The following is a 22,908-nucleotide window of genomic DNA, read 5'->3' on the forward strand; positions in this document are numbered from 1 at the left end:
AATCAGGAATAAAAAAGCCCTCAATTGAGGGCTTTTTTAGCTTCTAAATTTTACTTTTTTTGAAATACATAAATTTGGAATTGTGCCTTAAGTTCCAATTGTTCTAATTGTTCTAACGCCTCACGACGCTCAGGCTTCGCTTTATACGCATAAGGTGTCATAGCAACCAAGCTCTTCAAATCTTGTTGAGCAAGTACAAATAGAGCATCTACAACAGTATCTTCAACCAAGTTAAAAGCATCAGCCAATTGCTCTACAAATTTATGTGACTCGTGCGGTTTTACTTCTTCAAAAAGTGCTTCACGCATTGCATATAAATGTTCAGTTGCAGGCGTAACCACCATTAAATATGCATTTGGTTTAAGAACTCGCAAAATTTCTTCTTTAGGAATAGGGCTAAATAAGCTCGTACATAAATCAATTGAATCATCCAATACAGGTAAAGTCGCACCCGTTCCTACAATCCATGCGACATCTTTATTGAGCTTTGCTGCCACTTGAACTGCATTTTTAGCAATATCCACACCTACACATTGCATCACTTCTGCTTGCATTGCATTGGTGTAGTAGCCTTCACCGCAACCAATATCGAGTAAGTTTTCGATACGTAATTCTTGAATTTTTTTAACTACAGCTTGCTGTAACGGCGCATAAAAACCGGCACTTAAAAATGCACGACGTGCTTGAACAGACTCTGGTGTATCACCTGGATTTTTACTATGTTTATGCTGTACAACATGTAAATTTACATAGCCTTGTTTAGCCATGTCATAACTATGATTACTCTCACAGCGCCAAGTTCTGTCAGTAAGCAAAAGTGCCTTTCGACATACAGGACACATTAGTAGATTCATCATTTTCTCCAAAAATTTCACAATAAAAAAAGCCGGCAAATGCCGACCTTTTCTATGCAATTTGCTTAACGCAATTTTAAGGTCATTAAGCCTAAAACTACTAGCATAATTGTAATAATCCAGAAGCGAATAACAACTTGTGTTTCACGCCATCCTTTTTTCTCATAATGGTGATGCAATGGCGCCATAAGAAATACGCGCTTATTGCGCATTCTTAACGAACCAATTTGTAAGAATACTGAAATTGCTTCCACCAAGAATACACCCGCCATAATCGCAAATACGATTTCTTGACGAACCATCACAGCGATTGTACCAAGCATTGCACCTAAAGATAACGCGCCTACATCACCCATAAAGACTTGTGCAGGATGTGCGTTAAACCATAAGAATGCTAAGCCAGCACCAATCATTGCCGCGCAAATTACAACAAGTTCAGATGTATATTTTACATAAGGAATATGCAAATAATTGGCAAAACGAGCATCACCAGATAAATAAGCGAATACACCTAAACCTGCGGCAACAAGAACAATTGGCATGATCGCAAGACCATCTAAACCATCTGTTAAGTTCACTGCATTTGATGCGCCATTAATCACGAAATAAGTAAAGACAATAAAGCCAATACCTAAAGGAATCATAGACAATGGAATGCTGATATCTTTAAAGAATGGAATCAAAACATTCAGCATATTTGCTGTATGCACAGGATCTGGCTGCTGTTTTGCAATAACATATAATGCAATACCTGCACCAATTGAACCTACAGATGTCCAAAAGAATTTCTTTTTCGCAGGTAAGCCAGCGTTGTCTTTATAACGGATTTTAATCCAGTCATCTGCCCAACCTACAGCACCAAAAATCACCATAACGGCAAGTACAATCCATACATATGGGTTCGATAAATCTGCCCAAAGTAATGTTGAAATACCAATAGAAAGTAAAATAAGAACACCACCCATGGTTGGTGTACCCATTTTTTTCGCATGATTTTCAGGTGCATAAGAACTTACTGCTTGACCATATTTCAAAGCTTGAAGCTTACGAATCATAATTGGACCAAGTACCAATCCAATTGTGAGTGCAGTCAATACGCTTAGTAACGATCGCAAAGTTAAATATCGTACAACTTGGAATGAGCTGTGGTAGCCCGCAAGCTGTTCAAATAGCCATAACAGCATTAGAGTTTCTCCATCAAGTCAGCCATCAACGTTTCCATATGGGTATAACGAGAGCCCTTAAACAGGAAACTCATGGACTGAGGCTGATGTGTTTCGACTAGACCAATTAAAAACGGCAAAGCTTGTTCTTGAGTCAAGAATGCCTGAAATTTTTTACCATATTGTGTACTACGTGCGCCTTCTTGTGAAGCAGGTGCAAATTCCCCTACCGCTATAACAAAATTAACGCCTTTGGTAGACACCAAATCACGACCAAGCATGTAATGTTGCTGTGCCGCTGTTGCACCTAATTCACCAATATCACCAATCACCATCACTCGAACACCGTCTTGCTGTGCTAAAACTTCAGCCGCAGCGCGCATAGATGTTGGGTTTGCGTTGTATGTATCATCAATAAATAAGTGCTGTTTCTGCTGAATAAAGTTTAAACGACCTTTTGCCCCAGTCGCCTGCTCTAATCCAATCACAATATCATCTAAGGCAATGCCAATAGATAATGCAAATGCTGTAGCAGCCGTTGCATTTTGAACATTATGTTCACCTGCAAATGGCAAGTGAATCGTTTTATTGCCTTGAGGGGTATTTAAGGTAAAAGTAGACGATTGTGCTTGCAACTCAATATCTGTTGCAAAAACATCACCACCCAAACCAAAACTCAAAACTTGTTCAGTTTGTACTGCTTTACGAATGTCTTCTGCAAAGTCATCTGCCGCAGGAACAATAGATGTACCTGATTTTGAAATATGTGCATAAATTTCAGATTTAGCACGGCAAATACCATCACGCCCACCAAATTCGCCCAAATGTGCAGTACCAATATTGATAATACCTGCAACATGAGGTTGAACTAAATTCGATGTGTAATCAATTTCACCTTGATGGCTTGCACCCAACTCCATCACTGCATATTGATGCTCAGCTCGAAGCTCCAACAACATCATTGGAACACCTAAATCGTTATTTAAGTTTCCGCGTGTAATGAGCGTTGGCGCTAAGCGAGATAAAATACTGCCTAACATTTCTTTGGTTGTGGTTTTACCACTACTACCCGTTAAAGCAATGACTTTTAGCTGTGAATTTTGAGCACGACGATAAGCACCTAAAGCACCAAGTGCTAAACGCGTATCTGCAACAACCCATTGGCAAATATTAGCCTCAACAGGATGACTAACAATCGCAATTTCACAGCCTTGCTCTGCAACTTTGGCAACAAAATCATGTGCATCAAAACGTTCACCTTTTAATGCTAAAAAGGCATCACCTTTTTCAGCATCACGTGAATCGGTTAATACACGTTTAATTTCACCTTGCGGTGCTTTGCCATTATGCCAATAACCTTGTGTTGCTTCTTCTAATTGTTTCGCTGTCCACGGCTCTAAAGGCACGGTACTCGTTGTCGATGTATGCATGATCTTTCCTATTGAGCTGGATATGCTGAATCTGAATGATGGTGTTGTGCATCAATTGCAGATTGAACTTCAACAACATCATCAAACCAATGACGAACACCATCAATTTCTTGATAGTTTTCATGTCCTTTTCCTGCAATCACCACAATATCGCCATCTTTTGCATTTTTCACTGCAAATTTAATCGCTTCACGGCGGTCATGAATTTCATGCACAGTGTGATTTTCAAATTGAATGCCTGCTTTCATATCGGCAAAAATTTGTTCAGGATTTTCTGTTCTTGGATTATCCGACGTAATTAAAGCAATATCTGCATGATCTAACGCTGCTTGTGTCATAAGCGGACGTTTACCACGATCACGGTCACCACCACAGCCAAACACCGCCCATAAATTTTGAGATACGTGACGTTTCAAAGTTTGTAAAACTTGAATAAGTGCATCAGGCGTATGTGCATAATCGACCACAAATAAACGCTCTGCATCACGAAGTACTTGCATACGACCCGGTGCACCTTTCAGTTGTGGTGCAACCACAATTAAATCTGCCAATGCAAAACCTGCTTGCTCCGCTGCAATTAAACTCGCCACAATATTTTCAACGTTAAAATGACCCAGTAACGGGCTATTTACGTCAAATGTGCCTTGTGCTGTAACAAGTTTAAAGTTTGCACCGCTTAAGCTGTACTGAATATCTTGAACTTCGTAATCAGCAGATTGCGTTGTTGAATATGTCAAAATTTTCGGTTGAGCAGGATTGGATTTTACCGCATCAATCATGATATTTGCATGTTCATCATCAATGTTAATAATCGCAACTTTTAAAGATTCGAACTTAAATAAGCGTGATTTTGCTTCTGCATAAGCTTCAAGCGTACCGTGATAATCCAAATGGTCACGACTTAAATTGCTATATGCTGCAATTTCAATATCACAACCGTTTAAACGACCTTGCTCTAAACCATGTGAACTTGCTTCAATTGCAGCAAACTCTGCACCTTGTTGTGCATATTCATGTAGCGCATTTTGCAAATGTAATGCATCTAATGTGGTATGAGATGACGCTTCCAAGTGAGGTAAAATACCATTCCCTGTTGTACCCATCACCGCACATTTTTTACCTTGTAACATCAATAATTCAGCAATTAAACGCGAAATTGTGGTTTTACCATTTGTGCCTGTAACAGCAATAATTCGCGCTAAATTCAAAGGCTGAGTTGCAAGTAAATATTGTTTTTCCCACTGCCCCATCAAATGACGCACGTTTGGAATCACTATATTATTTTTTAAACCTAAATCGCTTTCCGACACAACTGCAATTGCACCGTTATTTAATGCTTTTTCCGCAAATTCTACGGTTTTTTCAGGTTGTGAAAACGAAGTCAGGGCAATAAATATTTGCCCTGTTGTCACTTTACGACTATCGAGATTAAACCCCTGAAATGTTTGAGTCATCCATTCAGCGGGTTGATCTACGCTATATAGCTCTTGAAATGTAATCGACATTCATCACCTATTTACTGAATTTTGGGAGCATCTAAGGGTTTATCTAAAGGTACGTTCATTAAACGTAAAGATTCTTGCATCACACGTGCAAAAACTGGGGCAGCAACCAAGCCACCATAATATTGTCCTTTCGGATTTTCCACGACCACAACCATCGCTAAGCGTGGATCGCTTACAGGTGCCATACCTGCGAATAAAGCACGATAATCTGACTGAGAATAGCCTTTACGATCTGCACGCAACTTATGTGCTGTACCTGTTTTACCTGCTACACGATAGCCCGGAATATCAGCTTGGCGTGCCGTACCACCTGGCAAAGTTACCGCTTCCATCATCAGCAACACTTGATCTGCAATTTTCGGATCAATCATTTGCTCACCTTTCGGGTGTTCTTCAAGTTTATACAAACTTAAAGGCATTTTTTTCCCTTTATTGGCAATCATGGCGTAAGCATCTGCCAATTGAAGCACTGTTGCATTTAAGCCGTAACCATATGCCATGGTCGCAACTTCAGAAACATTCCATTTATTTTTCGGTAAAATTAAACCTGCGCTTTCACCGGGGAATTTCACGGCAGAACGCTCGCCAAAACCTACACGTTTATAAAACGTAGGTAATGTTGAATAAGGTAAAGAAAGTGCAATTTTTGCAACACCCACGTTAGATGACTTTTGAATAATGCCACCCAAAGTTAAAGCGCCATAATTATGTGTGTCGCGAATCGTATGATTACCTACTCGCATAGAACCTGGCGTGGTATTAATGACCGAATTTGCTGTAAATTTACCACTTTCTAAAGCCATAGAAATGGTAATAGGCTTCATGGTTGAACCCGGCTCAAAAGAATCGACTGCACCACGGTTACGCATAGCATCTTTATTTCCCAAACCTTTTTTATCGTTCGGGTTATAAGATGGCCAACTTGCCATGGCTAAAATTTCGCCCGTTTTCACATCAACAGTAATGGCAGTTGCTGAACGTGCATTATTTGCCACGCCTGCTGCTGTTAACTCACGATACATAATGTACTGTAGGCGTGAATCAATACTCAGGGTGATATTTTCGCCCGACTCCACTTCTTTAATGATTTCAGGATCTTTTACACGATTACCGCGCTTATCACGAATAACCTGTTGTTCACCATCTTTACCCGCTAAACGTGAATTTAATTGCATCTCTAAACCTTCAATCCCCATCCCTTCACTATTGGTTAAACCAATAATTTGTGCATTAGGTTGAGGTTGCGGATAGTAGCGCTTGTAATATTTTTCTGTGTAAACTGCTTGGAATTCACGTTCTAGAATTAAATCTGCTTGCTGTGGCGGTACTTCTTTTTTCAATATTAGATAACGAGAACGAGGACGCTCATTCATTTTTTTACGTAATTCAGCACGATCCATTCCAACAGCATCAGCCAATTCATCTAAATTCAGATTTTTATCTGGTAATTGGCGCTTTAATTTTCTGTCATTTGGATTTTTTACAAGTTCTGCTGAAGTTTCATCGTACAACTTTTTAGCATCAAAATAATCACGTGGATCGATCACAATTTTCATGATAGGTGTACTAATTGCAAGGGGCACACCATGGCGATCGTAAATTACCCCACGCATTGCTTTAACAGTATCTGTTCTTAAAATTTTTGCATTTGCTTTATTTTGTAAAAAGTCATGGTTCACAATTTGCACATAAAATGCACGTCCAACCAATGCAATAAAGCAAAATAAAACAACACCCCACATTAAATAGAAGCGCCACATTTCAACACTTACTGTAGCTTTACTTGTAATCGACTGTTGTTTTTTACGTGTTTGTCTTTTTCGTGGATCTACCATTGAAAGCCAGCCTATTTTTTGTTTTCAGTCGAAGTTGGTAAAGAAATTACAACGGTTTGTGCTGCAGGAGGAGAATACATACGAAGTTGAGTTACCGCACGTGTACCAATTTGCGCAGTGGCACCAAAAGTTTGCTGTTCAATAAGCAAACGCCCCCACTCCGCATTTAAGTCATCACGCTCACGGTAAAAAGAGCTCAATTCACGATAATCATGGCGATATTGAAAGACCTGAAGTACAACCATGATTGCACTTGCCATAACCAACAACAATAGTATTGCGTAAGCAATACCTCGTTTTAGACGTAAATTTTCACCCTTATTTTCAACAATTTCTGTTTTCATTATTCGCCTTTTAAAGCTAATTTTTCTGCTACACGCAACCAAGCACTACGTGAACGAGGATTTGCTTTAACCTCTTCATCACTTGCACGAATACGTGAAATTTTCTTTAATTTTCGAGTATCTTCACGCTCTTGTGGATAGCCCCACCCTGTATCTTCCGCTAAAGTTGATTCTTTTTGAATAAATTGCTTAATCAATCGATCTTCTAACGAATGAAAACTAATAACTGCCAAACGCCCTTCTGTTTTTAACACATCCATAGCTTGAGGCAAAAAAATCTCAATGTCTTCTAACTCTTTATTAATCGCAATACGTATCGCTTGGAAAGTACGAGTCGCTGCATGTTTATTCTTTTCCCATTTAGGATGGGCAACTTTTACAATTTCCGCTAGTTGTGCAGTTGTATCGATATATCCTGCATTTTTAATGGCTTTAGCAATACGACGACTATAACGCTCTTCACCATATTGATAAATTACATTTGCTAAAGCTTCTTCTTCAATATCCACAAGCCATTGCGCAGCAGTAGGTCCCTGAGAGTTATCCATACGCATATCTAATGGACCATCTTTCATGAAGCTAAATCCACGCTCTGCTTGATCGAGCTGTGGCGAAGATACACCCAAATCTGCCATTACACCATCAACTAAGCCAATTTCACGCTGTTCTAATTCTTGTTTTAAATCTGCAAAACTTGCATGGATGATTTTGAATCGTGGATCTTCTTTTTCAAGTTCAGCTGCGACAGCAAGTGCTTGTGGATCTTTATCAAAACCATAAACACGTGCATTTTCATCTAATTTTGAAAGTAATAAACGCGTATGCCCACCACGTCCAAATGTTCCATCAATATAAATACCTGTATTGCGTTCAGCGAGCAAAGCATCAATAGTTTCGTGAAGTAATACAGAAATATGCGACATAGTTATTCAAATAGAAAAGCTAAAAATATAACTTCACATTATTACCTTGTTTTTGCAAAGCTCCAAATGACTTTTTGTACTTAATTATTACTTTTCATAGAGAAAACCGTTTTAATCCCTATTCTTTATATTGCCTGATTCATTACTTTATTTTGCACTTTAAACCACAATATCTATAAAAAATCAAAAATAACAATAAAATACAATAAGATAAACAAAAATACCTTATTCAAAATATATTAAAAAATACAACTGCATATTGATCATTATAAAAGTAAAAAAGCCAGTCTCTTTCAAGACCAGCTTTTTTTACTTTTTAACATAAATTCAAATTAGCGTTTCGAATTATAAATTTGATCGAACATTGCACCATTCGCAAAATGAGTTTGCTGTGCTTTTGCCCATCCACCAAACACTTCATCAATAGTGAATGTTTTTAATGTTGGGAATTGCGCTTTATATTTTGCTAAAACCTCAACATTACGTGGGCGATAGAAATGTTTTGCTGCCATTTCTTGACCAATTGGTGAATATAAGTAGTTGATGTAACCTTTCGCTAACCATTTATTACCATTTTTATCTGTGTTTTTATTCACAATAGCAACCGAAGGTTCGGTTAAAATTGAAATAGACGGATAAATGATATCGAACTTGTCTTTACCTAAAGTTTTTTGAGTAATTAAAGCTTCATTTTCCCAAGTTAAAAGCACATCACCAATGCCACGTTCAGCAAATGTTGTCATAGATGCACGTGCAGCCGAATCCATTACTTTTACATTGTGGTACATTTTACCCACGAATTCTTTCGCTTGAGCTTCATTACCATTCGGCTGTTTAAGCGCATAACCCCATGCCGATAAATATACCCAACGTGGTAAACCACCCGTTTTAGGATTTGGTGTAATAACTTCCACACCTGATTTAGTTAAATCCTTCCAGTCTTTAATACCTTTTGGATTCCCTTTACGAACCATAAATACAATTGTAGATGTATATGGCGCTGAATTATATGGAAATTCTTTTTGCCAATTTGCATTAATTTGACCAGACTTCACAATTTCTTCGATGTCATTTGCAAGTGCTAAAGTGACAACATCTGCTTTTAAGCCATCGACAACAGAACGGGCTTGTTTACCCGAACCACCATGAGATTGTTTAAAATTTACAGTTTGACCTGTTCTAGATTTCCAATACGCACCATATGACTGATTGAATTCTGTATAAAATTCACGCGTCGCATCATATGAAACATTTAGAAATTCACGATCAGCTGCTTGAGTTGCCGATGTTGAAGCCACACCCACCGCAATGAGCGCTGCACTAAATAATGCTTTGAATTGAGTTTTCATATTTAAATAAAATAGTTATCTATAATGATGCTAACTATATGAAGTAATTTCATAAATCGCAATTCTGATAATTCGATTTCATTTAACATCAATCATCCTAAAAAAAATTAATACTTTGTTTTTATTATGAAAAAAATTAAAGCTGCTATATTCTAGATTTATAAATTTTTATGCATTTCTTATGAAAAAAAGCGAATAATATAATTATTCGCTTTTTCTTAATTCTTTTAACGTAGACAAATATTAGCTTTCGCTATTATTTTTTCTCAGTGTAGATTTGATCAAATATCGCACCATTCACAAAGTGTGTTTTCTGTGCTTTTGCCCATCCACCAAAAACATTACCAATAGTAAAAGTTTGTACTTTAGGGAATTGTTTCGCATATTTTGCAGCAACTTGCGCATTACGCGGACGGAAGTAGTATTTAGCTGCTAAATCTTGACCTTTAGGTGAATAAAGGTAATTTAAATATCCTTTTGCCAAATTACGGTTACCATCTTTATCAACATTTTTATCGACAATAGCAACGGAAGGCTCTGCCAAAATAGAAATGGACGGATAAACAATTTGGTATTTATCTTTATCTGGTCCTTGGGTTGCAAGTAATGCTTCATTTTCCCAAGAAAGTAATACATCACCAATACCACGTTCAGCAAAGGTAGTTAATGAACCCCGAGCGCCTGAATCCAGAACTTTTACATTCTGATAAAGCTTTTTAACCAATTCTTTTGCTTTCGCATCATTTCCACCGGGTTGTTTAAGCGCATAACCCCATGCTGACAAATAAATCCAACGTGGCGCACCACCCGTTTTAGGGTTTGGTGTAATAATTTCCACACCTGGTTTGGTTAAATCATTCCAGTCCTTAATACCTTTCGGATTACCTTTACGTACTAAAAAAACAATAGTTGATGTATAAGGTGCAGAGTTATACGGAAATTCTTTTTGCCAGTTCTTTTTAATTAAACCTGCATTTACAATTTCCTCAATATCATTTGCCAAAGCTAATGTCACAACATCTGCTTGTAAACCATCAATGACCGATCGGGCTTGTTTACCCGAACCACCATGTGATTGTTTAAAATCGATTGTTTGATTGGTTTGTTGCTTCCAATATTCACCAAATTCTTTATTGTATTCTTGATAAAATTCTCGTGTTGGATCATAAGAAACATTCAGAAAATCTTTTGCCACAACATTATGTGCAGAAAAACCACTTAATATTGCCAAAACACTCGATACTATTATTTTTTTCATGTGTGAGACTCTTTTTAATATATATCAGCATCATATAAATGAAAAAATAATTTAACAATCATGTGGTTATATTATATATCTCTTAATTATTCACATAAAAAGATATCTAGTAAATTCATATAAAAACCACTTTATTTGATATAAAAAATGAACAGACAAAATGTTATAAATTAATTATTCATGCCTACACAGTCTTTTAATAAGAAAGAAAAGGCTTTTTTAGAACGAATACATAAATACTGAAAATTCAAATAAAATATATCTTTTTTGTAACTAATGTGACACAGCTATACATTTTCAATACAAAATATGATTAAATAACCATCTGATATACAAAAACACTATGTTTATAACAATATTGTTCAGACACCAAAATAGGGGGATGTTTGGAAATGACTAGTAAATTATTTAAAGCACTTTGCTTAACTTGCGGTTTAATCGTATTTTCACAAGTTGGACATACAGCCGTAACCAAAACAACAGAAACCAAAATGGTGAATTCTGTTGTAAAAATTACGCCTATTGAAAAAGCACTTCAACAACAAAAGAATGATAGAAAATTTCATTCTGAAGACAACTTAAAAGTGCTTACATCTATTAATATTGCACCATCACAAAGCTTTTTAGCATCACAAAATGAACGCTTTTCACGCTTCATTCAAACGCTATTCACAACAAATAATTCATAAAATATTAGGTCAAACACCCCCTTGTGTTTGACCAAGCGAAGCCTCATTACTTTATGCTTAATTAAACATAATGTAATGGGGCTTTTTCGTTATAATAGTTCCAATTTGCATTCTGAATAATATCTAGTTATGACAGTTCGTACTCGTATCGCTCCTTCCCCTACAGGCTTTCCTCATGTAGGTACAGCTTATATTGCTTTGTTTAACCTATGCTTTGCAAAGCAACATGGTGGTGAATTTATTCTTCGTATTGAAGACACTGACCAACTTCGCTCAACACCTGAATCTGAGAAAATGATTTTAGATTCATTGCGTTGGTTAGGACTAAATTGGTCTGAAGGCCCAGATGTTGGTGGTCCACATGCACCATATCGCCAATCTGAGCGTATGGATATTTATAAAAAATATGCATTAGAACTTGTTGCAAAAGGTCATGCTTTTTACTGTTTCGCAACGACAGAAGAATTAGACCAAATGCGTGCAGATCAACAAGCACGCGGTGAAAATCCTCGCTATGATGGTCGTGGTTTATTACTATCTGAAGAAGAAGTTCAGCGTCGCTTAGCTGCAGGTGAAGCGCACGTTATTCGTATGAAAGTGCCTACTGAAGGCATTTGTAAATTTGATGATATGCTGCGTGGCGAAGTAGAAATTCCATGGGCTCAAGTAGACATGCAAATTCTACTTAAAACGGATGGTTTACCAACGTATCATTTAGCCAATGTTGTTGATGACCATTTGATGGAAATTACCCACGTGATTCGTGGTGAAGAATGGATTCCATCAGCACCTAAGCATCAATTGCTTTATCAATATTTCGGTTGGGATATGCCTGTGCTTTGCCACATGCCACTTTTACGTAATCCAGATAAATCAAAACTATCTAAACGTAAAAACCCAACATCAATTAACTATTATAAAAATATTGGTGTTTTACCAGAAGCCCTATTGAACTATTTAGGTCGTATGGGTTGGTCTATGCCAGATGAGAGTGAAAAATTCACTTTAGCTGAAATGATTGAGCACTTTGACATTAAACGTGTGTCTTTAGGTGGACCAATTTTTGATGTTGAAAAACTGAATTGGTTAAATGGTCAGTGGATTAAAGGTTTAACCCCTTCTGAATTGCTTGATACGTTGCTTGCTTGGAAATCTGACCGTCAAACTTTAGAAGAAATTGCCGCTGCGATTCAACCGCGTATTAACTTATTGTCTGAAGCTGTGAACTGGGCAGGTTTCTATTTCAACCAATTCCCTACGCTTAGCAAAGAACAATTTGAAAGCAAAAAATTGACTGAAGAACAAGTTCGTCAAAGCTTACAATTTGCAATTTGGCGTTTAGAAAGCATGTTTACTTGGAACAATGAGACTGTAAGCCAAACGCTTATGGATTTAGCGAACCAAATGGAAATCAAACTTCGTGATTTCATGCCAACTTTCTTTATTGCGATTGCAGGTTCAACATCTTCAACGCCTGTTATGCAATCTATGGTCACAATTGGGCCAGATTTAACCTTCGCTCGCTTACGTCATGCGCTTGAAATTGTGGGCGGACCAAGCAAAAAAGAAGCAAAAGTATGGGAAAAACTCAATGAAAGCTTAAAATTGCCGAAAAATGACGCAGTTGATGAAGCATAATTGATTTTTTAGTTGACGAGGAGGCGCTATAACCATAATATAGCGCCCATACAGAGACACAGTGTTAAACACTGAATCTGGATGCCTCACTTGTCCCTATCGTCTAGAGGCCTAGGACATCGCCCTTTCACGGCGGTAACCGGGGTTCGAATCCCCGTAGGGACGCCATATTCAAGATCATTCTTGTGTAGTGGTCTTAATAAAAAACCCAAGCATTACGACTTGGGTTTTTTATTGCCTAAAATTTTATGTAAGTGCTTTTTTGCTTTCTACACAATTCCGATTAAAATAACCTATAAATTAAAATTTGGAGTTGTAATGCAATACCGCTGCCCGAAATGCCAAAGTGCAAAACTTTTACCTGTTACTCAGCCTGGTCAAACGACTGCGCGTCCTGTTGTTCCTAAAAGTTTAATTTTTCTTATTCCTGCAATTTTAATTTTATTACTTTTAGTTTCTATTAGCGTTGCGATGTGGGCTTTTGGTAATGGCGCGGGCGAAACATTACAACTTGCAACGATTGTAATGTTCTTTGCATGTGTTATTGCAGGCTTCTTATTCTACCGCGACCTACCTGACTTTAAACTTTCAATGCAAGCATTCATGCAATCGCAAAAAAAATGGAAATGCCGCGACTGCAATCATGAATGGGAAATCTAAAATAAAAATCTCACATCAGCATTAATGCTGATGTGAGTGTTGATGTTCATCTTCTTCGCTATGATTTTGATGCTCATGGTTATGAGACTGCGCAATGCATTCATCATCTTCAATTTGCAAAGTCATTTCGGTAATACTGTGCTCATGGGTTAGCATTTCCAAAGCTTCTTTATATAATTCATTTCGATCTGCATTGGGTGCAAAAAGATGTACCGTTAAATGTACATTTTTAGAGGTAATTGCCCAAACTTTAAGTTGATGAATACTTTCAACACCTTTTAAATTCAGTAAATCATTTCTCAGTTCTTCAATATCAATTTCTTCAGGTACACCCTCTAATAGAATATTGATACTTTGTTTAAGCAGAATCCAAGTTCTAGGAAGCACCCAAAAACCAATAAGGACTGCAATAACAGTATCTACCCACATCCAACCTGTGAAATAAATAACAGCAGCACCAATAATCACACCGACTGAGCCTAAGGCATCACTCAAAACTTCAAGATAAGCTCCTTTTACATTTAAGCTATCTTGCGAGCTTGAGAATAAAATTTTCATGGAAATCAGGTTAATGATTAAACCCAATACCGCCACAATCATCATCCCTGTACTTTGAATTTCAGGTGGCTGACTAAAACGCTGATAGGCTTCATATAAAATATACATCGCCACAACAAACAACATAGATGCATTAAACAGTGCAGCTAAAATTTCAAAACGCTGATATCCAAATGTTCTTTTGCTGTCGGCAGGTAGCTTGCCAATTTTAATTGCCACAAGTGCAATAGCAAGCGCTGCTGCATCGGTAAACATGTGGGCAGCATCAGATAACAAAGCCAAACTTTGTGTCATGAAACCAGCAATAACCTCAACCACTAAAAAAGTAGATGTAAGTATTAAAGCAAACGTCAGCTTTTTTGCATTACCTTCTGTTACAACAGCATGACTATGATCATGCCCATGATGTCCACTCATAGCAGACTCCTTATTGATAAGAAAGTGGCTTTTTTTTTAAGCCACTTTTGCTTTAGTTCTAACTTATCACTTTTTAAAGCGAACAATAAACTTCTCTTTAAAAGCCCAAATAAACCCTGTTTGTTTTGATTCATTCATCCAACGGTAAACCACAGGTAAAAGGACTAAAGTAAGCATTGTTGAAGATAAAATCCCACCAATGACAACTGTAGCCAATGGGCGCTGTACTTCTGCTCCCGTTCCTGTTGCAAGCGCCATTGGTACAAAACCAAGTGAAGCAACACATGCCGTCATTAGTACAGGGCGTAGACGTAGAATTGCGCCTTGCCATGTTGCTAAATGCACATTTAAGTTTTCACGCAACTCTTTAATAAACGTCAGCATGACTAAACCATTTAAAACAGCAACGCCTGAAAGTGCGATAAAACCAACACCCGCTGACATAGACAACGGAATATCACGTAGCCAAAGTGCGACCAAACCTCCAGAAAGTGCAAAAGGAACACCACTGAATACCAACAAACTCTCTTTAAAATTATGAAAAACAGCCATGAGCAAAATAAAGATAGTGATTAACGCCAATGGCACAACAATTTGCATACGACTTTTTGCAGATGCTAAGTTTTCAAACTGTCCTCCATAATCTAACCAATATCCAGCAGGGAGTTTTTGCTTAGATAAGTTCATCTGTAATTCTTGTACAAATGAGCCTAAATCTCGTCCTGTTACGTTAGCCGTAATCACAACACGACGTTTTCCATTTTCACGACTGACTTGGTTTACACCTAAAACGGTTTCAACTTTTGCCACATCTTGTAGCTGTATAAGCCCGCCATTAGGTATTTGAACGGGTAATGTAGCCAAGTTCTGAGTTGTTCTTTGTTCATCACTTAAACGGATCACAAAATCAAAGCGTCTATCACCTTGAAGAATTTGCCCAACATTTTGACCTCCAACACTGGTTGCAACTAAGTCCTGAATTTCTTTTACAGATAATCCATATTGCGCTGCGAGTGCTTTATCAACCTCAACATTTAATAGTGGCAGTCCATCTGTTTGCTCAACTTTAACAGCCGTGGCACCCGATATTTTTTGGATTTGTTTGGAAATTTTTTCAGCTTCCTGATTTAAAACATCTAGATCATCACCAAAAATTTTCACTCCAACATCACTACGAATACCTGAAATTAATTCATTAAAACGCAACTCAATAGGTTGTGAAAACTCACTATTGTTACCCGGTAATGTTTCTAGAAACTCTTCCATTCGACTACGTAAACTGTCTATAGATTCTTTTGGATTTGCCCATTCATCTTTAGACTTTAATAGAATTACACCATCAGAAATATTCGGAGGCATAACATCTGTTGCAACTTCAGCAGTACCTGTACGTGCAAAAATACCTTTAATTTCAGGGAATTTTTTTAACAGTAATTTTTCGGTATTTTCTTGCATACGTAATGACTGCTCCAAGCTCGTACTTGGGGAGCGCATTTGCTGAATTGCAAAATCTCCCTCACTGAGTTTTGGTGCAAACTCACTTCCTACTTGCGTTGCAATCACACCCGTTAAAACCAAAATACATACAGCCAAAGTCACAACAAAATATTTAAATTGATAGGCAAAATTTAATATATTTTCGTATTTTTGCTTTAACCATAACATCCAACGAGATTCTGTTTCCTTCACTTCACCTGTAACAAACATGGCAACAGCAGCAGGGACAAAACTAATCGATAAAATGATTGCGCCAATGAGTGCCAACACCACAGTAAGCGCCATAGGGTGAAATAGTTTTGCTTCTACACCTGAAAGTGCAAAAATTGGGAAATACACCACTAAAATAATTAACTGACCAAAAATTAGTGGGCGTTTTGCTTGTTGGGCTGCTAAAAACACCTCTTTAAATCGTTCACTCCTATTGAGTAACCGCCCTTTCAAATGTTGAGCTTCTGCTAAACGTCGAATACAGTTTTCAACAATAACAACTGCACCATCGACAATAATTCCAAAATCCAATGCACCTAGACTCATTAAGTTTGCGCTGATATTTTTCTCAGCCATTCCTGCCAAAGTAAAGAGCATGGATAATGGAATGACACAGGCAACAATTAGTGCTGCACGAAAATTTCCTAAAAATAAGAATAAAATCACAATGACTAAAACAGCGCCTTCAACTAAGTTTTTTTGCACCGTTTTAATTGCACGTTCTACTAAAGTGGTTCGGTCATAAACCGTCGTAATCGTCACACCCTTCGGTAATGATTTTTGAATTTCTTGGACTTTTGAATCGACAGCCTTGGCAACAGTTCGACTGTTCTCTCCCATCATCATCATGGCAATACCAAGCACTGTTTCCTCACCATTGTAAGTTGCAGCACCTGTACGTAAATCATGCCCAATTGATACTTTAGCAATATCAGAAACACGAATTGGATAGCCTTGTTTGGTGCTTACAGTGATGTTCTCGATATCTGAGATATTATTTAAAGTACCTGGTACACGAACAGTCAGCTGTTGACCACTTTCTTCAAGATAACCTGCACCACGGTTTTCATTGTTTTCTTGTAGTACTTGTTGCAATGCTGAAAGCGGAATTTGCATTTGCTGTAAACGGTTTAAATCGGGTTCGACCAGATAAGTTTTATTAAAACCACCAATACTATTTACTTCAGCAATGCCTTTTACTTTTTGCAATTGTGGTCGCACAATCCAATCTTGTATCTCTCGCAAATCTCTCGGTTCATAAGCAGTACCATCGGGCTTTTTTGCATCTTTCTCGGCTTGAATAACCCACTGATAAATTTCTCCCAATCCCGTAGACACAGGTGACATTGCAGGAGAAATATTTTCTGGTAATTCTGTTCGCGCCTCTTGTAAGCGCTGATTGATTTGCTGTCTAGCCCAATAAATATCTGTACCATCTTTAAAAACAATGGTGACTTGAGAAAGACCATAACGCGAAATTGAACGTGTTTGCTCTAAATCGGGAATACCTGCCATTGCTGTTTCAATAGGATAGGTAATTCGTTGTTCCACTTCTAAAGCGGTAAAACCATTCGCTTGGCTATTTATTTGTACTTGGACATTGGTAATGTCGGGAACTGCATCAATGGGTAGTTTTTGGTAGCTATAAACACCCACGCCAATCCATGCGATCACAAACAACATGACCCAAATGGCATTGCGTATTGAAAACTGAATGATTCGATCGAAAATACCTTGTGGTTTTGGCAATTCCTCTTCAGGCTGATGCACTTTATGAAGATCATTAGTGTCCATGGCTAGCATCTCCTTTTTCCATCTCAGATTTCAAAAGGAAACTGCCCTTATTCACATATGCTTGTCCTTGCTTTACACCACTTTTAATTTCAATCCATTTTCCATCTGCTGAAACTTGCCCAACACTTACATTCTGTGGTTTAAAACTTACACTTTTCATTTGCGTCGTTGGCACAAAAACAACATCTTTACCTTCAACTTGTTGTACTGCATCTTTGGCTACACGCATCACCTCTTTGGGCTGATTCTGCTGAAGCTCAACATTTACCATCAAATTTGGTCGTAGCTCATCTGCCCGATCTAAAACTTTAGCTCGCACTTGCAAGCGCCCTGTTTGCGCATCTGCTACGGCATTTAAATTTAGGATTTGCGCTTTATAAAGTGCATTGGTCTGTAAAGATTTAAATTGAATAGTTTGGTTTGGCTGAATTTCTGCAACATCAATATTTGGCACAATAAATTCAAGCCATAGCTGATCTAATTGATCGATCACAAATAATTGCGATGCCAGCTGAACGTTTTCACCAAGAACTAAATCCTTTTGACTAACCACACCTGAAATAGGTGCACGTAACATATAACGACCATTTGAACCTGCACTTGCACCAAAGGCAGCAAGTCGACTTTGTGCAGCCTGAACCTGAATTTGCGCCTGACGGTATGTATTAGATGCTCGTTGATAATCTTGCTTTGCAGAAATTCCTTGTGACCATAAATCTCTTTCTCGATTAAAGTCTTGCTTTGCCAAATCTAAATTTGTACGTGCAATTTGAAGTTGTGCTTGTTGATCAACTAAATCTGGAACAAGTAAACTTGCCAAAGCTTCTCCTTTTTTAACATGCTGACCTAATTCGACATATACCTCTTGTACTTGTCCGCTAAAACTTGGCGATACATGTGCTTGTCTATCTGTATTTGCTGTTAATTTTGCAGGATAATTACTGAGTTGATCTATCGTCCCTACATCTACTTTTGCGAGCTGAACACCCTGTTCCACCATCTGTTGTGCAGTCAGTGAAATTTTTCCTTCTTTTTCCTCATGCCCTTCTTCACTGCCTTTTTCTACAGCATGATCATCTTCATCTAAATGATCTTCTTTATTCGCCTTTTTAAAAATAATTAAAGACAGAACCAATATAGCCGTAATACATAGAACCAAAATAATTAAAATTTGTTGTGAAATTTTGCCAAATTGTTTTTTGATCATGTTCATTTTAATTCCCCATTCCTATGACTGGCAAAGCATTGGTATCCTGTATTAAGTTTTGATTGATTTGTGAAAGTGCATCTTTTGCCATGACTTGGCTCGGTTCAATTCCTAAACTTAAGCTTTCCGCTTCAATAGACTTTTGCCATGCACTTTTAAGAATTTGAACACTTTGAATACGCACATCATGTAGTTGTGCTGTTGCCTGTTGCACATCCATCACATTTAATTTTCCGACCTGAAAACCCGTTAAGGTGCGTTTTTGAACAGCAACTGCCAATGGAATTTGTTTTTGAGAAACCAAATCAAACTGTTCTTTTAAACCTCCAAGTTCACTTAATAAGGTCTGTACTTCTAATTTGTTTTGCATTTGATAAAACATTTTTTGCTTTTCAATAAGTTGTTCTTTCGCTTGGGCAATTTGAATACCGTACTGATTACGATTAAAAATTGCCAAAGGAACACTCAGACCAACCGTTAATTGATTATCGGTTTGATTTTGTGGCGTTTTCGTCTGCTTCATGCTCACACTTACATCTGGATTTGGGCGTGCTTGAGCTTTTAATAAGTCAATATTGGCTTTGGCTTCTAAGACTTGATAGCTTTGGGTCTTCTCGACAAGGTTATCCATTAAATTTGCATTCACTTTTTCCAAAGTTTTTTGTGGCCAAAACGATGAAATATCATGACCAATTACATTACTACTTTCAGATTCCCCCCATAAATTTGCCAGTTGTTTTCGTGCTATTTGTAGCTGTAATCCTGCTTGTTGAACTAACTTGATATTGTCAATATGCGTTAAGCGCACACGATCTACATCAACTTGTGAAATACTTCCCGCACGAAACCTTCTTTCCGCAACTTCTAAACTTTGCTCACTTGCTTTTAACTGCTCCATAAGCAAAGCCGACTCAACTTCTGACAACATCACTTGTGACCATAAATACTTCACAATTATTTGTAATTGTTCATCGTAAATACGTTGCTTTAGACCGAGTTGTTCATTTGCTAAATTTGCAATTTTTTTAGATGCTTTCTTTTTCCCAAACACATCTAAGGGTTGAGATAGACCAATCGTTAATTCTTGATCTTGATCATTTGCAAAACCTGCCCGCTCAACATTCAAACTTGGATTTGCCCATAATTTGCTATTTTTAATATTCGCATCTGCAATATTTTGCTGTGTTTGCCAAATACCCTGTGCTTGCTGATATACACGAACACGTTCAAGAATTTGCGACATCGATATTGGTGTATCCAACTTCGATTCTTCTGCATTTGCCAAAAATGGCATTGCTCCTAAGGTACTTATAGCAATAACTGCAGCACAAAAATTCACTTTTATTCTCGTGCTTTTTTTCAGCTTAAAGTGCTGATTAAACTTTATTTTTGACATGACTATGCCCCACTAAGTTAATAAACTGAGCGGTGGGCTAAATATTGGCTACCCCACCTATAGCGGGGTATATATAGGAGGGAGTTTGGGTAGGTATAAATGTGGCGACTGGTACAAACTACTCCAATCTAAAAACTTATCTTCAATATAATAGGTCGAAACATTCCAATTAATTTCCGAGGAATGTTCAACTAAAAAAGCATGAGCCAATGACGGTAAATGATCACTATGATCATCATTTTCCACTTGCTCTAAATATTGAATAAATTTTGATGTTTTCTGATTGTCACTTTGATGCTGCTCGTGACTGCTCTTATTTGAATGATGCCCAAAGTGACTTGTTGTAACGCGATTAACATCACTTTCATGCACACAAAACGCCGCTGCCACATTCCAAATGCTTTGGAACATGAATAAGCTCAACAAGACTGTGATAAAGATTCTTGAACGTTTCACAATAACTATCAATTAAAAGATGTTGCCGAATATAACAACCTGATCATGTGTAATAAAATTACATTCACCAACTTATTGCAGAAAACTTAGTAGCTTTTTGTAATTTAAAAACAAAAAAAACCAGTCCTTAGACTGGTTTTTTAAAGTAAAACTAAAGCTTAGTTACCAATTTTGCGATATTTTTGACGCTTAGTTACTAAGTCATCGCCATCACGTTTTTGACGGTATGCTTCAAATTCAGCATAGTTACCTGTAAAGAATTCAGGTGTTTGACCTTCAAATGACAAGATGTGCGTTGCAATACGGTCTAGGAACCAACGGTCATGCGAGATCACCATTACAGTACCTGGGAATACAAGAATTGCATCTTCAAGTGCACGTAAAGTTTCGATATCCAAGTCGTTTGACGGTTCATCGAGTAAGATTACGTTAGCACCCATTTGTAAGATTTTCGCAAGTTGTAAACGGTTACGCTCACCACCTGACAATTGACCTACACGTTTTTGCTGATCTTGGCCTTTAAAGTTAAAGCGACCAATATAAGCACGTGATGCAATTTCGTAATCGCCAATACGTAAGATATCTAAACCACCAGAAACTTCTTCCCAAACAGTTTTATTGTCATCTAGCGTGTCACGAATCTGACCTACATAAGCGACTTTAACTGATTCACCAAGAACCACAGAACCTGTATCTGGTTGCTGTTCGCCAGTCATCATACGGAATAGTGTCGTTTTACCTGCACCGTTCTCACCCACAATACCAACAATGGCACATGGTGGTACAACAAATGATAAATCTTTATAAAGCGTACGATCACCAAATGATTTGCTGATGCCTTCAACTTCTACAACCTTGTTCCCTAAACGTGGACCAGGTGGAATGTAGATTTCTGAAGTTTCGTTACGCTGTTGGAATTCACGCGAGTTAAGCTCTTCAAAACGCTCCATACGCGCTTTGTTTTTCTTTTGCTGACCTTTGGCATTAGAACGAACCCATTCAAGTTCTTTTTTCAATGCTTTAGCAAAAGATTCTTCTTGCTTGTTCTCTTGTTCTAAACGAGCATTTTTCTGCTCTAACCAAGATGAATAGTTACCTTGATATGGAATACCCATGCCACGGTCAAGCTCAAGAATCCACTCTGCAACGTTATCTAAGAAATAACGGTCATGCGTAATGGCTACAATGGTACCAGCAAAGTCTTTCAAGAAACGTTCTAACCAAGATACAGATGATGCATCTAAATGGTTCGTCGGTTCATCAAGAAGCAACATGTCTGGTTTAGAAAGTAATAAACGGCAAAGTGCAACACGACGGCGTTCACCACCTGAAAGCAATTTAACATCTGCATCCCAAGCTGGAAGGTTTAACGCTGCTGCTGCTTGATCCATTTGGTTGCCAAGGTTATGTGCATCCCAAGCATGGATAATTGCTTCTAGCTTCTCTTGCTCTTTTGCAAGTGCATCGAAGTCTGCATCTTCAGCTGCATATTCAGCGAAAACCTCATCAAGACGAGCTAAAGCATCAAGCGGTTCACGTAAACCATCTTCAACGTTACCACGAACGTCTTTAGTTTCATCTAAAGGTGGCTCTTGCTCTAGATAACCGATTTTAATACCCGGTTGTGCACGAGCTTCACCAGAGAAATCTTTATCTACGCCAGCCATAATACGAAGCAAGGTAGATTTACCTGCACCGTTTAAACCAAGAACACCAATTTTAGCGCCCGGGAAAAATGATAAAGAGATGTCTTTCAAGATTTCGCGCTTAGGCGGAACCATTTTCGACACACGGTTCATCGTGTAAATATATTGGGCCACGTAGGACTCCTCAATAGAAAAACCAAACTGGAGATATCAACAACCTATCCCCTTACTCAAATGAGCAGAAAAAATAATCGACCATTATACGATGAAAGTCCTGAAAAAATAAGGCATCTAGTGC

The 22,908-nt window shown here is 37.8% G+C and carries 18 protein-coding genes and 1 tRNA gene; 4 read left to right on the forward strand and 15 right to left on the reverse strand.

Annotation, left to right across the window (positions count from 1 at the left end; genetic code table 11):
- Positions 1 to 50: 50 nt before the first annotated feature.
- From GTK57_RS04625 to GTK57_RS04665, 9 genes are all read right to left on the reverse strand, one after another.
- On the reverse strand, positions 51 to 854 hold the full coding sequence (locus tag GTK57_RS04625) for a putative RNA methyltransferase (RefSeq protein ID WP_163121589.1): 804 nt from the start codon (positions 852 to 854) through the stop codon (positions 51 to 53).
- A gap of 65 nt (positions 855 to 919) precedes the next feature.
- The gene (gene mraY, locus GTK57_RS04630) at positions 920 to 2,038 is read right to left on the reverse strand and encodes a phospho-N-acetylmuramoyl-pentapeptide-transferase (RefSeq protein ID WP_152875694.1); all 1,119 of its coding nucleotides are present in this window, start codon (positions 2,036 to 2,038) and stop codon (positions 920 to 922) included.
- Positions 2,038 to 3,447 carry a UDP-N-acetylmuramoyl-tripeptide--D-alanyl-D-alanine ligase gene (locus tag GTK57_RS04635; protein ID WP_163121591.1) on the reverse strand — a complete coding sequence of 470 codons (1,410 nt, stop codon included), beginning with the start codon at positions 3,445 to 3,447 and terminating at the stop codon, positions 2,038 to 2,040. Before GTK57_RS04635 ends, mraY begins: the two co-directional genes overlap by 1 nt.
- 8 nt (positions 3,448 to 3,455) lie before the next feature.
- Positions 3,456 to 4,952, reverse strand: coding sequence for a UDP-N-acetylmuramoyl-L-alanyl-D-glutamate--2,6-diaminopimelate ligase (locus GTK57_RS04640; RefSeq protein ID WP_163121593.1), 1,497 nt, complete (start codon positions 4,950 to 4,952; stop codon positions 3,456 to 3,458).
- 11 nt (positions 4,953 to 4,963) lie between these two features.
- Positions 4,964 to 6,787 (reverse strand): penicillin-binding protein PBP3, encoded by a 1,824-nt coding sequence (gene ftsI, locus GTK57_RS04645; protein ID WP_152875697.1) that lies wholly within the window; start codon positions 6,785 to 6,787, stop codon positions 4,964 to 4,966.
- An 11-nt stretch (positions 6,788 to 6,798) separates the two neighbouring features.
- Positions 6,799 to 7,131, reverse strand: a complete 333-nt coding sequence (gene ftsL, locus GTK57_RS04650; protein ID WP_152875698.1) for a cell division protein FtsL — start codon at positions 7,129 to 7,131, stop codon at positions 6,799 to 6,801.
- Positions 7,131 to 8,054: a 16S rRNA (cytosine(1402)-N(4))-methyltransferase RsmH gene (gene rsmH / locus GTK57_RS04655; protein ID WP_163121595.1), complete on the reverse strand. Its 924-nt coding sequence runs from the start codon at positions 8,052 to 8,054 to the stop codon at positions 7,131 to 7,133. The genes ftsL and rsmH overlap by 1 nt, the downstream gene beginning before the upstream one ends.
- 332 nt (positions 8,055 to 8,386) lie before the next feature.
- Positions 8,387 to 9,403, reverse strand: coding sequence for a sulfate ABC transporter substrate-binding protein (locus tag GTK57_RS04660; protein ID WP_152875700.1), 1,017 nt, complete (start codon positions 9,401 to 9,403; stop codon positions 8,387 to 8,389).
- Positions 9,404 to 9,659: 256 nt separating this feature from the next.
- Positions 9,660 to 10,661: a sulfate ABC transporter substrate-binding protein gene (locus tag GTK57_RS04665; RefSeq protein WP_163121597.1), complete on the reverse strand. Its 1,002-nt coding sequence runs from the start codon at positions 10,659 to 10,661 to the stop codon at positions 9,660 to 9,662.
- Between the two features lie 392 nt (positions 10,662 to 11,053).
- Here GTK57_RS04665 and GTK57_RS04670 point away from each other — a divergent pair, with 392 nt between their 5' ends.
- The 4 genes from GTK57_RS04670 to GTK57_RS04685 all read left to right on the forward strand — a co-directional run bounded on the left by GTK57_RS04670 (position 11,054) and on the right by GTK57_RS04685 (position 13,648).
- On the forward strand, positions 11,054 to 11,350 hold the full coding sequence (locus GTK57_RS04670; RefSeq protein WP_152875507.1) for a hypothetical protein: 297 nt from the start codon (positions 11,054 to 11,056) through the stop codon (positions 11,348 to 11,350).
- Between the two features lie 129 nt (positions 11,351 to 11,479).
- Complete coding sequence (gltX, locus tag GTK57_RS04675) at positions 11,480 to 12,988, forward strand: glutamate--tRNA ligase (RefSeq protein WP_152875508.1); 1,509 nt, start codon at positions 11,480 to 11,482, stop codon at positions 12,986 to 12,988.
- Positions 12,989 to 13,080: 92 nt separating this feature from the next.
- Positions 13,081 to 13,156, forward strand: a tRNA-Glu gene (locus tag GTK57_RS04680).
- A gap of 150 nt (positions 13,157 to 13,306) precedes the next feature.
- The gene (locus GTK57_RS04685) at positions 13,307 to 13,648 is read left to right on the forward strand and encodes a hypothetical protein (protein ID WP_152875509.1); all 342 of its coding nucleotides are present in this window, start codon (positions 13,307 to 13,309) and stop codon (positions 13,646 to 13,648) included.
- Positions 13,649 to 13,669: 21 nt separating this feature from the next.
- Here the strand turns inward: GTK57_RS04685 and GTK57_RS04690 are convergent, their stop codons facing one another.
- The 6 genes from GTK57_RS04690 to ettA all read right to left on the reverse strand — a co-directional run bounded on the left by GTK57_RS04690 (position 13,670) and on the right by ettA (position 22,784).
- Positions 13,670 to 14,623, reverse strand: coding sequence for a cation diffusion facilitator family transporter (locus GTK57_RS04690; RefSeq protein WP_163121599.1), 954 nt, complete (start codon positions 14,621 to 14,623; stop codon positions 13,670 to 13,672).
- 66 nt (positions 14,624 to 14,689) lie between these two features.
- Positions 14,690 to 17,905, reverse strand: coding sequence for an efflux RND transporter permease subunit (locus GTK57_RS04695; RefSeq protein WP_163121601.1), 3,216 nt, complete (start codon positions 17,903 to 17,905; stop codon positions 14,690 to 14,692).
- Entirely contained in the window at positions 17,895 to 19,118 is a 1,224-nt protein-coding gene (locus GTK57_RS04700; RefSeq protein ID WP_163121603.1) for an efflux RND transporter periplasmic adaptor subunit, read from the reverse strand. The genes GTK57_RS04695 and GTK57_RS04700 overlap by 11 nt, the downstream gene beginning before the upstream one ends.
- 1 nt (position 19,119) lies before the next feature.
- Complete coding sequence (locus tag GTK57_RS04705; protein WP_163121605.1) at positions 19,120 to 20,508, reverse strand: TolC family protein; 1,389 nt, start codon at positions 20,506 to 20,508, stop codon at positions 19,120 to 19,122.
- Between the two features lie 57 nt (positions 20,509 to 20,565).
- Positions 20,566 to 20,964, reverse strand: coding sequence for a cation efflux protein, CzcI-like (locus tag GTK57_RS04710; protein ID WP_163121607.1), 399 nt, complete (start codon positions 20,962 to 20,964; stop codon positions 20,566 to 20,568).
- A gap of 158 nt (positions 20,965 to 21,122) precedes the next feature.
- On the reverse strand, positions 21,123 to 22,784 hold the full coding sequence (gene ettA, locus GTK57_RS04715; protein ID WP_163121609.1) for an energy-dependent translational throttle protein EttA: 1,662 nt from the start codon (positions 22,782 to 22,784) through the stop codon (positions 21,123 to 21,125).
- Between the last annotated feature and the right edge of the window lie 124 nt (positions 22,785 to 22,908).

Origin of the sequence: Acinetobacter portensis, from assembly GCF_010646905.1 — a bacterium.
GTDB classification, from domain to species: domain Bacteria; phylum Pseudomonadota; class Gammaproteobacteria; order Pseudomonadales; family Moraxellaceae; genus Acinetobacter; species Acinetobacter portensis.